The sequence below is a fragment of the Pseudomonas sp. GW456-12-10-14-LB2 genome, from assembly GCF_002884345.1.
In the GTDB taxonomy this organism is placed as follows: domain Bacteria; phylum Pseudomonadota; class Gammaproteobacteria; order Pseudomonadales; family Pseudomonadaceae; genus Aquipseudomonas; species Aquipseudomonas paraglycinae.
In genome coordinates this window covers 86245-101725 of record NZ_POHV01000016.1, presented here as the reverse complement: position 1 = coordinate 101725, position 15481 = coordinate 86245, and the positions used below count along the sequence as shown (strand labels likewise).

15 protein-coding genes are annotated in these 15481 nt (G+C 60.2%); 9 read left to right on the top strand and 6 right to left on the bottom strand.

Annotated features, from left to right (window positions below):
* Positions 1-18: 18 nt before the first annotated feature.
* Positions 19-456 carry a YkgJ family cysteine cluster protein gene (locus C1X29_RS13695; protein ID WP_007961740.1) on the top strand — a complete coding sequence of 146 codons (438 nt, stop codon included), beginning with the start codon at positions 19-21 and terminating at the stop codon, positions 454-456.
* 215 nt (positions 457-671) lie between these two features.
* Here C1X29_RS13695 and typA read toward each other — a convergent pair whose 3' ends face one another.
* A complete protein-coding gene (typA, locus tag C1X29_RS13690; RefSeq protein ID WP_007952502.1) occupies positions 672-2492 on the bottom strand; it encodes a translational GTPase TypA in 1821 nt (606 codons plus the stop codon).
* A 139-nt stretch (positions 2493-2631) separates the two neighbouring features.
* Positions 2632-4086, bottom strand: a complete 1455-nt coding sequence (thiI, locus tag C1X29_RS13685; protein WP_085746385.1) for a tRNA uracil 4-sulfurtransferase ThiI — start codon at positions 4084-4086, stop codon at positions 2632-2634.
* Positions 4087-4413: 327 nt separating this feature from the next.
* Between thiI and glnA the strand changes: the two genes are divergently transcribed.
* The 6 genes from glnA (at position 4414) to ntrC (ending at position 11213) form a co-directional block, all read left to right on the top strand.
* The gene (glnA, locus tag C1X29_RS13675) at positions 4414-5820 is read left to right on the top strand and encodes a glutamate--ammonia ligase (RefSeq protein WP_011332032.1); all 1407 of its coding nucleotides are present in this window, start codon (positions 4414-4416) and stop codon (positions 5818-5820) included.
* A 74-nt stretch (positions 5821-5894) separates the two neighbouring features.
* A complete protein-coding gene (locus C1X29_RS13670; protein ID WP_256584353.1) occupies positions 5895-7238 on the top strand; it encodes a toxin-antitoxin system YwqK family antitoxin in 1344 nt (447 codons plus the stop codon).
* Between the two features lie 99 nt (positions 7239-7337).
* Complete coding sequence (locus tag C1X29_RS13665; RefSeq protein WP_102717659.1) at positions 7338-7844, top strand: DUF4124 domain-containing protein; 507 nt, start codon at positions 7338-7340, stop codon at positions 7842-7844.
* Positions 7841-8464 (top strand): DUF4124 domain-containing protein, encoded by a 624-nt coding sequence (locus tag C1X29_RS13660; protein ID WP_102687868.1) that lies wholly within the window; start codon positions 7841-7843, stop codon positions 8462-8464. Before C1X29_RS13665 ends, C1X29_RS13660 begins: the two co-directional genes overlap by 4 nt.
* Before the next feature lie 230 nt (positions 8465-8694).
* The gene (gene glnL, locus C1X29_RS13655) at positions 8695-9780 is read left to right on the top strand and encodes a nitrogen regulation protein NR(II) (RefSeq protein ID WP_007952516.1); all 1086 of its coding nucleotides are present in this window, start codon (positions 8695-8697) and stop codon (positions 9778-9780) included.
* The gene (gene ntrC / locus C1X29_RS13650) at positions 9777-11213 is read left to right on the top strand and encodes a nitrogen regulation protein NR(I) (RefSeq protein WP_007952518.1); all 1437 of its coding nucleotides are present in this window, start codon (positions 9777-9779) and stop codon (positions 11211-11213) included. The genes glnL and ntrC overlap by 4 nt, the downstream gene beginning before the upstream one ends.
* Positions 11214-11624: 411 nt before the next feature.
* Here the strand turns inward: ntrC and C1X29_RS13645 are convergent, their stop codons facing one another.
* Entirely contained in the window at positions 11625-12065 is a 441-nt protein-coding gene (locus C1X29_RS13645; RefSeq protein ID WP_102717658.1) for a hypothetical protein, read from the bottom strand.
* Here C1X29_RS13645 and C1X29_RS13640 point away from each other — a divergent pair.
* Complete coding sequence (locus tag C1X29_RS13640) at positions 12064-12519, top strand: tRNA (cytidine(34)-2'-O)-methyltransferase (RefSeq protein ID WP_007952520.1); 456 nt, start codon at positions 12064-12066, stop codon at positions 12517-12519. The two genes, C1X29_RS13645 and C1X29_RS13640, sit on opposite strands and share 2 nt — an antisense overlap.
* A 66-nt stretch (positions 12520-12585) precedes the next feature.
* Here C1X29_RS13640 and secB read toward each other — a convergent pair whose 3' ends face one another.
* From secB to C1X29_RS13625, 3 genes are read right to left on the bottom strand one after another with little or no spacing between them, the layout of a single operon-like run.
* Positions 12586-13071 carry a protein-export chaperone SecB gene (secB, locus tag C1X29_RS13635; protein WP_007952521.1) on the bottom strand — a complete coding sequence of 162 codons (486 nt, stop codon included), beginning with the start codon at positions 13069-13071 and terminating at the stop codon, positions 12586-12588.
* Between the two features lie 53 nt (positions 13072-13124).
* Positions 13125-13379: a glutaredoxin 3 gene (gene grxC / locus C1X29_RS13630; RefSeq protein WP_007952522.1), complete on the bottom strand. Its 255-nt coding sequence runs from the start codon at positions 13377-13379 to the stop codon at positions 13125-13127.
* Between the two features lies 1 nt (position 13380).
* The gene (locus tag C1X29_RS13625; RefSeq protein ID WP_007952524.1) at positions 13381-13794 is read right to left on the bottom strand and encodes a rhodanese-like domain-containing protein; all 414 of its coding nucleotides are present in this window, start codon (positions 13792-13794) and stop codon (positions 13381-13383) included.
* A 152-nt stretch (positions 13795-13946) separates the two neighbouring features.
* Here C1X29_RS13625 and gpmI point away from each other — a divergent pair, with 152 nt between their 5' ends.
* A complete protein-coding gene (gene gpmI / locus C1X29_RS13620; protein WP_102717657.1) occupies positions 13947-15473 on the top strand; it encodes a 2,3-bisphosphoglycerate-independent phosphoglycerate mutase in 1527 nt (508 codons plus the stop codon).
* Positions 15474-15481: the final 8 nt, after the last annotated feature.

The window sequence follows — 15481 nt, the reverse complement described above, 5'->3', positions numbered from 1 at the left end:
CACGCCTGGTAAACACCGATGATGAAGCCCAACCTGATCGCCGCAGCCGAGATCGACCGTCTCGATACCTGGGCCAAATATTCGGCCCCGATGTGCGGCTCGTGCGTTTCCAGCTGCTGCACGCTGCCGGTCGAGGTCAAGATCAAGGATCTGGTGCGCATCGGTGTGGTCGACGAGTTCGAACTGGGCGACCCGCCGAAGAACATCGCCAAGCGTCTGCAAAAGGAAGGTCTGGTCGAGCGATTCAATCAGAAGTCGGGGATCTTCACGCTCCAGCGCATGAGCAACAACGATTGCTACTACCTGGATCGTAAGAGCCGCCTGTGCACCATTTATGACAAGCGCCCTGACACCTGCCGCAACCACCCGAAGATCGGCCCGCGCCCGGGTTACTGCGCGTACAAGCCGAAGGAAGTGGAGCGGGTGCAGAATTCGCGGTCGATCGAGAAGTTCTGATCTGCCCTGAGATGTTCGGCGGCTGATCGGCCGCCTTCGCTGGCAAGCCAGCTCCCACAAAGGTTACTGGTGATCAAGTAACTTGTGTTCCCCCCAAAACCCTGTGGGAGCTGGCTTGCCAGCGATGGGGCCCGCACAAACACCGAATAAATCCCGGACAAACAAAAACGCCCCCGGTCTCTCGACCGGGGGCGTTTTTTTAAGCCTGGGCTAAATTACGCCTTGGCTTTCTTGGCAGCGCGGGTACGCTCGCTTTCGTCCAGGATCTTCTTGCGAAGACGGATGGACTTAGGCGTAACTTCGCACAGCTCGTCTTCCTGGATGTATTCCAGAGCCTGTTCCAGGGTGAAGCGAACAGGTGGGACCAGAGCGATGGTTTCGTCTTTACCCGAAGCACGCATGTTGTCGAGCTTCTTGCCTTTGGTCGGGTTCACACCCAGGTCGTTGTCGCGGGAGTTCTGACCAACGATCTGACCGTTGTAGATCTCCTGGCCGTGTTCTACGAACAGCTTGCCACGAGCCTGCAGGGTTTCCAGGGAGTAGGTCAGTGCCTTGCCGGTTTCAACCGAAACCAGAACGCCGTTCTGACGGCCGGACATGTGGCCCGACTTCACTGGAGCGTAACGGTCGAAGATCGAGGTCAGGATGCCAGCACCGTTGGTCAGGGTCAGGAACTGGTTACGGAAACCGATCAGACCGCGAGCAGGGATGTTGTATTCCAGACGAACACGGCCTTTGCCATCCGGCACCATGTTGCTCAGGTCGCCTTTACGCAGACCCATTTCTTCCATGACCTTGCCCTGGGATTCTTCAGGGATGTCGATGGTTACGTTTTCGAACGGTTCCTGCTTCACGCCGTCAACTTCACGGATGATCACTTCAGGACGGCCCAGGGCCAGCTCGAAGCCTTCGCGACGCATGGTTTCGATCAGTACCGAGAGGTGCAGCTCACCACGGCCGGATACCTTGAACTTGTCAGCCGAGTCGCCTTCTTCAACGCGCAGTGCAACGTTGTACAGCAGCTCTTTGTCCAGACGATCCTTGATGTTACGGGAGGTCACGAACTTGCCTTCTTTACCGCAGAATGGCGAGTCGTTTACTTGGAAGGTCATGGAAACGGTTGGCTCGTCAACGGTCAGAGGCTTCATCGCCTCGACGTTGTTGATGTCGCACAGGGTGTCGGAGATGAACAGCTCGTCGAAACCGCTGATGCAGACGATGTCGCCAGCTGCAGCTTCTTCAACGTCAACGCGGTGCAGACCGTGGTGACCCATCAGCTTCAGGATACGACCGTTGCGGCGCTTGCCGTCGGCGCTGATAGCGACAACCGGAGTGTTCGGCTTGACGCGACCACGAGCGATACGGCCAACACCGATAACACCCAGGAAGCTGTTGTAGTCCAGAGCGGAGATCTGCATCTGGAACGGACCGTCACGGTCAACAGCCGGAGGCGGAACGTGGTCGACTACCGCCTGGTACAGCGCGGTCATGTCTTCGCCCATGGCGGTGTGGTCCAGACCGGCGATGCCGTTCAGGGCCGAAGCGTAAACAACCTGGAAGTCCAGTTGTTCTTCGGTAGCGCCCAGGTTGTCGAACAGATCGAAGATCTGGTCCAGAACCCAGTCAGGACGCGCGCCCGGACGGTCAACCTTGTTGATGACCACGATTGGACGCAGGCCGGCTTCGAAAGCCTTCTTGGTCACGAAACGGGTTTGCGGCATAGGGCCGTCTTGGGCGTCGACCAGCAGCAGCACGGAGTCAACCATGGACATTACGCGCTCGACTTCGCCGCCGAAGTCGGCGTGGCCCGGGGTGTCCACGATGTTGATGTGGTAGCCGTTCCAGTTGATGGCGGTGTTTTTCGCCAGAATGGTAATGCCGCGCTCTTTTTCCTGGTCGTTGGAGTCCATCACGCGCTCGTCGTTGAGCTCGTTGCGCTCCAGGGTGCCGGATTGACGCAGGAGTTTGTCTACCAGGGTGGTCTTACCATGGTCAACGTGGGCAATGATGGCGATGTTGCGTAGATTTTCGATCACTTGTGTATCTCGATCAGAGGATTCGGTTTGCTGACAAGTCTTGGCAGCGATTGACAGTAGTGTCCGGCATGGCCGTTACAGCTTGACGGCGGTGTCGGGGGGCCGGTGACGCAGGCCACAGGCAAACAGCCCCGGGCACTTAGCTCGGTCGATAAACGCGCACATTGGCATGCCCCTCACTGAGCAAATGGTGGGCATGCAGGCGACTCATCACGCCTTTGTCGCAATACAGCAGGTACTGGCGAGTAGGGTCCAGTTCCTTGAAACGAGCGTTCACTGCGTAGAACGGCATCGTCTGTACCTCTATGCCGGCGAGTTCCAGCGGGTCATCCTCGGCGGCATCCGGGTGACGGATGTCGATGACGATCTGACCGGCCAGCGCTTCGCTGACTTCTTCGATCTGCAAATCCTGGCCCAATTCGTCGATCACCCGATCGATCGGCACCAGTCTGGCGTTTGCGAGCGCACGCTCGAGCACCGCCATGTCGAATTCCTGCTCTTCGTGCTCGACCCGGCCACGCTTGGCGGCGGTCTTCGGGTTGACCGAGATGACGCCGCAGTATTCCGGCATGTGCCGGGCGAAATCACCGGTACCGATCTGGTCGGCCGTGTCGATGATGTCCTGCTTGTGGGCGACGATCAGCGGTCGCAGCACCAGCTTGTCGGTGACGCAATCGATGACCGACAGGTTCGGCAGCGTCTGGCTCGACACCTGGGAAATCGCTTCACCGGTGACCAGCGCATCGATGTGCAGGCGTTCGGCAATGTTCGACGCCGCGCGCAACATCATACGCTTCAATACGACGCCCATATGACTGTCGTCGACCTTGCCGAGAATTTCGCCCAAGACTTCTTCGAACGGAACACTGACAAATAGCACGCGTTGCGAGCTGCCGTACTTCTTCCAGATGAAATGCGCGACTTCCATTACGCCCAATTCGTGGGCACGACCGCCCAGGTTGAAGAAGCAGAAGTGCGTCATCAGACCCCGACGAAGGATCTGGTACGCGGCAACCGTCGAGTCAAAACCGCCGGACATCAATACCAGCGTCTGCTCCAGCGCACCGAGCGGGTAGCCGCCGATGCCATTGTGCTGGCTGTGGATCACGAACAACCGTTTGTCGCGAACTTCGATGCGGACTTCGATTTCCGGCTGTTTCAGGTCGATTCCGGCAGCGCCGCACTCACGGCGCAGCTTGCTGCCGACGTATTTTTCGACGTCCATCGAGCTGAACGCATGCTTGCCCGCACGCTTGCAGCGCACCGAAAAAATCTTCCCGGCCAGCGCATCGCCGTAGTGCTGCTTGCACTTCTCGGTGATGTCGTCGAAGTCACCCAGCGGGTACTCGTCGATCTGCAGAAAGTGCGCGATGCCCGGCATGCAGGTCAGGCGTTCGCCCATCTCTTTCAGGGCCTTGGGGTCGGTGACGCGGGTTTCCAGCTCGAGATTGTCCCACACACCGTTCACCACCACGGCCGGGTCCAGGTCGCGGAGCACGGTGCGGATGTTCTTGGCCAGCTGGCGGATGAATTTCGTCCGGACAGGTCGGCTTTTGATGGTGATCTCGGGGAAGACTTTTACGATTAGTTTCATGAAAACAGCGCGCGCAGGGCCAGCCGAAAAAGGGGGGCGCGGATTATAGCGGAAATTGCTCAAGGTTTAACCAGTTAATGTGCAGAAGGTTTTGCGCGCACCAAAACGGGTCATTTTTCGATTTGAGCGCTACATTAAAGGGCGAGATTTTCGCCTTTAAGGCGCTTTCGGCCTTTAGAAGCGTGAATTTGGGGCAAAAAACCCATGCTGGGGCACTGGCATGCAATTTGCTCCCTTGTGAGGCAGGTTGCCTTGGCAGAGTATTCGCGCCGGCATCACCACTATTAAGGGCATCCACTACCCGCCCTAATTCACCCGGAGGACACTATGTCGAAGTCGGTTCAACTCATCAAAGATCATGACGTCAAGTGGATTGATCTGCGCTTCACGGACACCAAAGGCACTCAGCACCACGTGACCATGCCGGCTCGCGATGCGCTGGAAGACGACTTCTTCGAAGTTGGCAAGATGTTCGACGGTTCCTCCATCGCTGGCTGGAAAGGCATCGAAGCCTCCGACATGATCCTGCTGCCGGACGACGAAACCGCCGTTCTGGACCCGTTCACCGAAGAGCCAACCCTGATCCTGGTCTGCGACATCATCGAACCTTCGACCATGCAAGGTTACGATCGCGACCCGCGCGCCATCGCCCGCCGCGCCGAGGAATACCTGAAGACCACCGGTATCGGTGACACCGTATTCGCCGGTCCAGAGCCTGAGTTCTTCATCTTCGACGAAGTGAAGTTCAAGTCCGACATCTCCGGCTCGATGTTCAAGATCTACTCCGAGCAAGGCTCGTGGATGTCCGACCAGGACGTGGAAGGCGGCAACAAAGGCCACCGTCCAGGCGTGAAAGGTGGCTACTTCCCGGTTCCGCCGTTCGACCACGACCACGAAATCCGTACCTCCATGTGCAACGCACTGGAAGAAATGGGCCTGACCGTTGAAGTTCACCACCACGAAGTGGCAACTGCCGGCCAGAACGAAATCGGCGTCAAGTTCAACACCCTGGTGAAGAAAGCCGACGAAACCCAGACCCTGAAATACGTTGTACACAACGTTGCCGACGCCTACGGCCGCACCGCGACCTTCATGCCGAAGCCGCTGTACGGCGACAACGGTTCGGGCATGCACGTTCACATGTCCATCTCCAAAGATGGCAAGAACACCTTCGCGGGTGAAGGTTATGCCGGCCTGTCCGACACCGCCCTGTACTTCATCGGCGGCATCATCAAGCACGGTAAGGCCCTGAACGGCTTCACCAACCCGGCCACCAACTCCTACAAGCGTCTGGTGCCAGGCTTCGAAGCCCCGGTAATGCTGGCCTACTCGGCTCGCAACCGTTCCGCCTCGATCCGTATTCCTTACGTCAACAGCCCTAAAGGCCGTCGTATCGAAGCCCGTTTCCCGGATCCGGCTGCCAACCCGTACCTGGCTTTCGCAGCACTGCTGATGGCCGGTCTGGACGGTATCCAGAACAAGATCCACCCAGGCGATGCTGCCGACAAGAACCTGTACGACCTGCCGCCTGAAGAGGCGAAAGAGATCCCGCAAGTTTGCGGCAGCCTGAAAGAAGCCCTGGAAGAGCTGGACAAGGGCCGCGCGTTCCTGACCAAGGGCGGCGTGTTCTCCGACGACTTCATCGACGCTTACATCGCGCTGAAATCCGAAGAAGAAATCAAGGTCCGCACCTTCGTGCACCCACTGGAATATGAGCTGTACTACAGCTGCTGATCCGGTAGCGCCGCGCTACGCGGCGTGACAAAAAGAGGCCTCCTTCGGGAGGCCTTTTTTGTGCCCGCTCATCCGTGGATAATCCGCCGCTTTCGCGCCATGACCGGCGCCTTGACGAAGGGATTCGCATGAAGTGGTTACGGGCTATCGCCCTGATGGCCGGCCTCACCTGCTCGACAGTCGGCGCAGCCGAGTTCTATGAAAACAAGCCGCTGGCTCACCCGCTGATCCAGGGCTTGCAGGAGAGCTCGATGACTCTGGCGTTCATCAAGGAAACGAACGGCGTCAAAGGCTATTACTGCCGTTGCGACACGCCGGGCGAACGTCCGCAATTGCTTGATGACTTCGGCCAGGCGAGCATCGAGTCGGTTTTTCTCATGTCGCTCGACAGTGAAGATCCGACCCGCTTCGTGCTTTTTCGGCAAAACGACCGCTACAAAATCTACGCCTACAAATACAACGCCAACGACCACCTCTACAGCCGCGTCACGCGATTGCAGCTGGCGCTGGACCGCATCGCCGAAGGTCGCAAACACCTCGACGCCCTGACCATCAAGAAGGCTCTGAGCCAAATCACCCCGCTCAACTACAGCCTCTTCCTTGAAGCGTCCGGCATACCGGAATTCGACCAGCTCGATTTCAGCCAAGGAAAACTGGTGAGCTTTTACGGCCAGTACTACGACCCACTGAGCGACCCGACGCCAGATGACGAACCTTACTTCTTCAAGAAGACCTATCAGGAAAAAAACGGCCGGTTCCTTACCGTTACTTTCTGGCGATGGCTCGACGAGACGCTCGCCGAGGGCAAGCGCACGCTCTACAACTATCGGGTGAGGCGTATTGCCTGGGAAACCGAACCGGCTAAATTCACCGGCAGCGAAGACGGCCAATCGGTGTCTTATGATTCCGGCTCGCTCTCGGCCCAAGGTGCCTACAAGCAGGGTGTGCGGATCGGCCCGTGGTCTTCTTCCAAAGACGAGAAATATTCGGAGTCCGGCAATTTCGTAGAGGGCAAACGAGAGGGCCAGTGGACGCTGTACCAGGATGGGCAAACGTTGGAGGGCGAATTCCACAATGATTTGCGCGAGGGTCGTTGGCAGCTTCTCAACCACGACGACATGGAATGGGTCGCCACCGGATTCCAGACCTATGCCCACGGCCAACTCAACGGCCTCAGCGAATTGACTGTCCGTGGCACTACCGAGCGCGGTGAATATCGCGATGACAAACGCCAAGGCCTCTGGGTGACCAGGCTCGACAATGGCCACATCCTCAACGTCAACTTTGTTGACGACGTAAAGGAAGGCGAGTTGCGCGAAGTCGACACCAAGGGTGCGCCGGTCCTGATCGAGCACTACAAGGCAGGCGTTCTGTCCGGCGCCCGCGAGAATGCCGTTACGCCTGGCGCCGCACAATAAATCCTGAACGGTTTGTGTGAGCGGATATTGTCCCGATTGGGCTTACCGCCGCCCCTGGCCTATGCTGCAAGCCAATCTCATTGTTGATCGGTCGAATCCATGGGTCGTGGGTTTTTATTCCTGCTGCTGATCGCCCTGCCCGCCGCCGCGCAGATCTACAAGTACACCGACGCCAGCGGCAACACGGTGTACAGCGATCACGCGCCGGACGGCGTGCAGGCGCAGCCGGTGGAGTTGCCGCCGCTCAACAGCGTCCAGCCGCAGGCACCGAGTGCGCCCTCTTCAGACACGCCCAGTCGCGAGCCTGCGCGCAATGCCTATGAAGTGCTCGAGCTGACCGGCCTGCCTACCGAAGAAGCCCTGCGCGCCAACAACGGCAGGTTCACGGTCAGCGTACTGATCAAGCCGCGCCTGCAACCGCCGCATCAATTGCGTCTGCTGCTGGACGACGCGCCTTATGGCCAGCCGAGCAACGTGCCGATCCTGCAACTGGTAAACGTTGACCGGGGCGAGCATCGGCTGGCGGTGCAGGTGATCAATGGCGAGGCGATCATTCAGCAGAGTCCTGCGGTGGTGTTCACCGTGCAGCGGGTGCACAAGCCATGACGCGGGGATTGATTGCCCTGTGCCTGTTTCTGATGGCGTTTGGCGCATCGGCCGAGGTGTTCACTTACATCGACGCCCAGGGCAATCGTGTCTATACGGACCAACCGCACGGCAACGCCAAGCGTGTGCCGCTGGCCACCAGCAATCGCATGGCCTCGAATCCGACCGCCGCTGCACCGGTCACACCGTCGAAGCAATCAGCAGAGCCGTCACTGTTCCACTACGACATGCTGCGCGTGCTGATCCCCGAGCCGGACGCAACCATTCGCAGCAGCGCCGGTGAGCTGATCGTCAGCGTCACCAGCGAACCGGGCCTGCAAAGAGGTCACCTGTATCGCCTGCTGCTGGATGGCCAGGCCGTCGGCGAACCCGGCCTGAGTCCGGTGTTCCCGCTGAGCAATATCGATCGCGGCAGCCACAACCTGTCGGTGGAGATCCTCGATGCCCAGGGCCGAACCGTGGAGAAAACCGCCAACCAGCCATTCCACATGCAGCGCATTTCCCTGGCACAGAAACGTCAGGTCAAACCCTGCGTCAGCGCCGACTACGGCGTGCGCCCGGAATGCCCATTGAAAGACAAACCCGCCGAACCGAAAAATCCTTTCCTGCGTTTCTTCTGACGTCGTTCAGCTTTGCGCACTATATTGGTGCAATACGCTGCACCGTACTCACATTCCAACCCATTTTGGTTCGAAAGTACCCGCCAGAGCGGTTCGACTGCCACGCAAACGAGCGTCAAACGCCCGTTTCAGGGGTTGAACGCTTCTTTTCGGAGCCTTGGTTTGGTTTTTGCATTTTCCTCGCATCAGCGCTGTATCCCTGCGCGCGCCATGCTCCAAAAGAGGTCCTCATGACCATCAGTGACGCACTGCATCGCTTGCTACTCGACAACCTGACCACCGCCACCATCCTGCTCGACAGCGAATTGCGCCTCGAGTACATGAACCCGGCGGCGGAGATGTTGCTGGCCATCAGCGGCCAGCGCAGCCATGGGCAGTTCATCAGCGAGCTGTTCACCGAGTCCACCGAGGCGCTCAATTCGTTGCGCCAGGCGGTGGAGCAGGCGCACCCGTTCACCAAGCGCGAAGCGATGCTCACTGCCCTCACCGGCCAGACCCTGACCGTGGATTACGCGGTGACGCCAATCCTCAGCAACGGCGCGACCCTGCTGCTGCTGGAAGTCCATCCCCGTGACCGCCTTTTGCGGATCACCAAGGAAGAGGCCCAGCTGTCGAAGCAGGAAACCAGCAAGATGCTGGTACGAGGCCTGGCCCACGAGATCAAGAACCCGCTCGGCGGCATCCGCGGTGCCGCGCAACTGCTGGCCCGGGAACTGCCGGAAGACAGCCTGCGCGACTACACCAACGTGATCATCGAAGAGGCCGACCGCCTGCGCAATCTGGTCGACCGCATGCTCGGCTCGAACAAACTGCCGTCGCTGGCCCTGTGCAATGTCCACGAAGTGCTGGAGCGCGTCTGCCAATTGGTCGAAGCCGAAAGCCAGGGCTGCATCACGCTGGTGCGCGATTACGACCCGAGCATCCCCGACGTCCTGATCGACCGCGAACAAATGATTCAGGCGGTGCTGAATATCGTCCGCAACGCGATGCAGGCCATCAGCAGCCAGAACGAGCTGCGCCTGGGCCGCATCAGCTTGCGCACCCGCGCCATGCGCCAGTTCACCATCGGCCACGTCCGCCATCGTCTGGTGACCAAGATCGAGATCATCGACAACGGCCCGGGCATTCCGGCGGAACTCCAGGAAACCATCTTCTTTCCCATGGTCAGCGGCCGTCCGGACGGTACCGGGCTGGGCCTGGCCATCACCCAGAACATCATCAGCCAGCACCAGGGCCTGATCGAGTGTGACAGCCATCCAGGCCACACCACGTTCTCGATCTTTCTGCCACTGGAACAAGGAGCCACATCGACATGAGCCGTAGTGAAACCGTGTGGATCGTCGATGACGACCGTTCTATCCGTTGGGTTCTGGAAAAAGCCCTGCAACAGGAAGGCATGACCACCCAGAGCTTCGACAGCGCCGATGGTGTGATGAGCCGCCTCGCGCGCCAGCAGCCGGACGTGATCATCTCCGACATCCGCATGCCCGGCGCCAGCGGCCTGGACCTGCTGGCGCGGATCCGCGAGCAGCACCCGCGGCTGCCGGTGATCATCATGACCGCTCACTCCGATCTGGATAGCGCTGTCGCCTCCTATCAAGGCGGCGCGTTCGAGTATCTGCCCAAGCCGTTCGACGTTGACGAAGCCGTGTCGCTGGTCAAGCGCGCCAATCAGCACGCCCAGGAACAACAAGGCCTGGAAGTCGCACCGACCCTGACCCGGACCCCGGAAATCATCGGCGAAGCGCCGGCGATGCAGGAAGTGTTTCGCGCCATCGGGCGCTTGAGCCACTCCAACATCACCGTGCTGATCAACGGCGAATCCGGCACCGGTAAAGAACTGGTGGCCCACGCCCTGCACCGCCACAGCCCGCGCGCGGCCTCGCCGTTCATCGCGCTGAACATGGCGGCGATCCCGAAAGACCTGATGGAATCCGAGCTGTTCGGCCACGAGAAAGGCGCCTTCACCGGCGCGGCCAACCTGCGTCGCGGCCGTTTCGAACAAGCCGACGGCGGCACGCTGTTCCTCGATGAGATCGGGGACATGCCGGCGGACACCCAGACCCGACTGCTGCGGGTGCTGGCCGATGGCGAGTTCTATCGTGTTGGCGGGCATGTGCCGGTCAAGGTCGATGTGCGGATCATCGCCGCGACGCACCAGAATCTGGAAACCCTGGTTCACGCCGGGAAATTCCGTGAGGACTTGTTCCATCGCCTCAACGTGATCCGCATCCATATTCCGCGCCTGTCGGACCGTCGCGAAGACATCCCGACCCTGGCCAAGCACTTCCTCAGCCGCGCTGCGCAAGAACTGGCGGTGGAGCCGAAGCTGCTGAAAAGCGAGACCGAGGAATACCTGAAGAACCTGCCGTGGCCAGGCAACGTGCGCCAGCTGGAAAACACCTGCCGCTGGATCACCGTGATGGCGTCCGGGCGCGAGGTGCACATCAGCGATCTGCCGCCGGAACTGCTGAGCCTGCCGCAGGACTCGGCGCCAGTCACCAACTGGGAACAGGCGCTGCGTCAGTGGGCCGATCAGGCCCTGGCGCGCGGTCAGTCGAGCCTGCTCGACAGCGCGGTACCGGCGTTCGAGCGGATCATGATCGAGACAGCACTGAAGCACACTGCCGGGCGTCGTCGTGACGCTGCGGTGCTGCTGGGCTGGGGCCGCAACACCTTGACCCGCAAGATCAAGGAACTCGGCATGAAAGTCGATGGCGGGGATGACGATGAGGGCGATGAAGGCTGAGATTCAGCGCCAGCCTGCACCGCCGCAAGGCACCGTGACCCTTAATCGGGCACAGCCACTGGCTCAGGCTTGCACTGTAAACCGCTGAAAATCCCATCCTGTGAAAAGACGAAGGCCCCGTATTACGGGGCCTTCGTCGTTGTGCCGGGCTTTTTTTGCTTCAAAACGCGAAAACCTGGCACGCCCCCTGCAATAACTCCTACAGGTGATTCGATTCACCCACCCTTTCGGGGGCCTTGGTACAGGCAGGCCGGGGATTCCCCTCTTTACACAGGACTCGATGAGTCCACCCTTTTGGGGCCCTTGATACAGGCAGGTCAGGGGTTCCTTCTTTACACCGGCTCAGAACGCGATGCGATGAGCCCGCCCGTTTCGGGAACCTTGGTACAGGCAGGCCGGGGATTCCCTCTTTTATTGCTCCCGGAGATGGATCTCCAGCCGCCAGCGGTCATCGACCGCCTGGCCGGCCCAGTCGCCCTGCAGCGGCCGCGCCGCCACCAGCGTCAGCAACAACCCCCCGTCACTCAACCGCGTCCGCCAGTTCACGTCCTTGCCGTTGAACTTGAGCTGACCTTTCTGCGCCTTGCCTTCGGCCTCGAACAGCAACGCGAGGCTGCCATCGACGATCTCGCCGTGCAGCTTCGGCTCGTTGTTGAACCAGACCGCCAGACCGCCATCGATCACCTCGACCTGCTGCAAGACGGTTGGATCTGGAGTGGTCAAACGGCCGATCATCATCCCGACCATCACACCGACGATCGCCAGCGATGCCATCACCCGCGGGAATAGTTTCGAACGCGGATCCGCTTGCGGCGTAGAATGCGCGTCATCTTTACCTTCGGAGCCGTGCATGTTTCACGTCATCCTTTTTCAACCGGAAATTCCGCCGAACACCGGCAACGTTATCAGGCTGTGCGCCAACAGCGGCTGCCACCTGCATTTGATCGAACCGCTGGGCTTCGAGATGGACGACAAGCGCCTGCGCCGCGCCGGTCTCGACTACCACGAGTATGCCACTTTGCAGCGCCATGCCGACCTCGCCAGCTGCCTGGAAAGCCTCGGTCATCCACGGCTGTTCGCCTTCACCACCAAGGGTTCGCGGCCGTTTCACGATGCCGCGTTCGTCCCGGGCGATGCGTTCATCTTCGGCCCGGAAAGCCGTGGCCTGCCGCCGGAAGTGCTCGACGCCCTGCCCGGCGAACAGCGCCTGCGCCTGCCGATGCGCGAAGGCTGCCGCAGCCTGAACCTGTCCAACACCGTAGCAGTGGCCGTGTACGAAGCGTGGCGGCAGAACGACTTCAAGTAATGCCACTCGATCGCCCAAGAAAAAAGCGCCTGTAACGGCGCTTTTTTTCGTTGTTGCATCGACCGCTTACTGAACGGTCGGGGTCTCGCCGGATTCCTGCATGCGCTGCAGCTCTTGCGCGTACAGGGCGTCGAAGTTCACCGGGGCCAGCATCAGGGCCGGGAACGAACCGCGGGTCACCAGGCTGTCCAGGGTTTCGCGAGCGTACGGGAACAGGATGTTCGGGCAGAACGCACCCAGGGTGTGGCTCATCGAACCCGCGTCCAGGTTCTTGATCAGGAAGATGCCAGCCTGCTGCACTTCAGCGATGAAGGCCACTTCTTCACCGTTTTTCACGGTGACGGACAGGGTCAGCACGACTTCGTAGAAATCACCTTCCAGGGCTTTCTGGCGGGTGTTCAGATCCAGAGCGACCGCCGGATCCCACTGCTGGCGGAAGATCGCCGGGCTTTTCGGGGCTTCGAAGGACAGGTCGCGTACGTAGATGCGCTGCAAGGAGAATTGCGGTGCGGTTTCTTCTTCGCTGGCTGCAGTGTTCTGTTGGTCAGTCATCTCAGATCCTTTCTGATCTTGGGTCTTTTAGGGTTCTTTACGTTTGCAGCAGGTCAGGCCTTTAGCAGCGCGTCGAGCTTGCCGGCACGCTCCAGGGCATACAAATCATCACATCCGCCGACGTGGGTGTCGCCGATCCAGATCTGCGGCACGGACGTGCGTCCGGCCTTCTGGGCCATGGCGGCGCGCACCTGCGGCTTGCCATCGACCTTGATCTCTTCGAAGGCCACGCCTTTGTTCGCGAGCAGGTACTTGGCGCGCGAGCAGTAAGGGCAGTAATCGCTGGAGTAGACGATGACGTCGCTCATGTCACTTCACCAACGGCAGGTTGTCGCCTTTCCAGCTGGAAATACCGCCGGACAGCTTGGCGGCGGTGAAGCCGGCCTTCATCAGTTCGCGGGCGTGGGTGCCGGCGGTCTGGCCCAGGGCGTCGACCAGAATGATGGTCTTGGCCTTGTGTTTTTCCAGCTCGCCGATGCGGGCAGCCAGTTTGTCCTGGGGAATGTTCACCGCGCCAACGATGTGACCGGCGGCGTAGTCCTTGCTCGGACGGATGTCCACCACCACGCCGGCTTCCTTGTTGACCAGTGCGGTCAGCTCGCCAGTGCTCAGGCTTTTACCGCCGCCTTGCACCGTATGCGCCAGCAGCAAAGCCAGCAGTACGACGAAGATACCGACAAGAATGTAGTGGTTAGTGGCAAATTCAATCAGGTGAGCAACCATCGAAGGAGGTTCCAGGGCGTTAAAATGTCGGCCAGTATACACAGCCACTATGGTCGGCCAAACCCCGTCCGGCGGTGACGCCGCCGGAACTTCGCTTTAAACTCCAACTCCCTTTTCCATCGCCCTCTTCTTATTAGCCACGAGTGGATTCCATGACTACCACGCCTAAACCTTTGGTCCTGATGATTCTCGACGGCTTCGGTCACAGCGACAGCCCCGAATCCAACGCCGTCTATGCGGCCAAAAAGCCTGTGCTGGATCGCCTGTGGGCCACCGTGCCGAACGGCTTGATCTCGGGCAGCGGCATGGACGTCGGTCTGCCGGACGGCCAGATGGGCAACTCCGAAGTCGGCCACATGAACCTGGGCGCCGGGCGCGTGGTGTATCAGGACTTCACGCGTGTGACCAAAGCGATCCGCGACGGTGAGTTCTTCGAGAACCCGACCATCTGCGCCGCCGTGGACAAGGCCGTGGCCGCCGGCAAGGCCGTGCATTTCATGGGCCTGCTCTCGGATGGCGGCGTTCACAGCCATCAGGATCACCTGATCGCGATGGCCGAACTGGCCTTCAAGCGCGGCGCCGAAAAAATCTACCTGCACGCCTTCCTCGATGGCCGTGACACCCCGCCGAAAAGCGCCGCTTCGTCGATCGAACTGCTCGACGCGACCTTCCAGGCGCTCGGCAAGGGCCGCATCGCCAGCCTGATCGGCCGCTACTACGCCATGGATCGCGACAACCGTTGGGATCGCGTGTCCCAGGCCTACAACCTGATCGTTGATGGCCACGGCGAATTTAACGCCGCCACTGCCCAGGAAGGTCTGGAAGCCGCTTACGCCCGTGGCGAGAGCGACGAATTCGTCAAAGCCACCAGCATCGGTGAGCCGGTGAAGGTCGAAGACGGCGACGCCGTGGTGTTCATGAACTTCCGCGCCGACCGCGCCCGCGAGCTGAGCCGCGTGTTTGTCGAAGACGGTTTCAAGGAATTCGAGCGCGCGCGCCAGCCGCAAGTGCAATACGTGGGCCTGACCCAATATGCCGCCAGCATCCCGGCCCCCGCCGCCTTTGCCCCGGGCAGCCTGGAAAACGTGCTCGGCGACTACCTGGCGAAAAACGGCAAGACCCAGCTGCGCATCGCCGAAACCGAGAAATACGCCCACGTGACCTTCTTCTTCTCCGGCGGTCGTGAAGAGCCGTTCCCGGGCGAAGAGCGCATCCTGATCCCGTCGCCGAAAGTCGCCACCTATGACTTGCAGCCGGAAATGAGCGCGCCGGAAGTCACCGACCGCATCGTCGAGGCCATCGAGAACCAGCGCTACGACGTGATCGTGGTCAACTACGCCAACGGCGACATGGTCGGCCATAGCGGCGTGTTCGAAGCCGCGGTGAAAGCCGTGGAGTGCCTGGACACCTGCGTGGGTCGCATCGTCGAAGCACTGGAAAAAGTCGGCGGCGAAGCGCTGATCACCGCCGACCACGGCAACGTCGAGCAGATGGCCGACGAATCCACCGGGCAAGCGCACACCGCGCACACCACCGAGCCGGTGCCGTTCATCTATGTCGGCAAGCGTGACCTGAAAGTCCGCGAAGGCGGCGTGCTGGCGGACGTGGCGCCGACCATGCTGAAACTGCTGGGTCTGGAAAAACCGGCGGAAATGACTGGCACTTCGATTCTGGTCTGATATCAAAA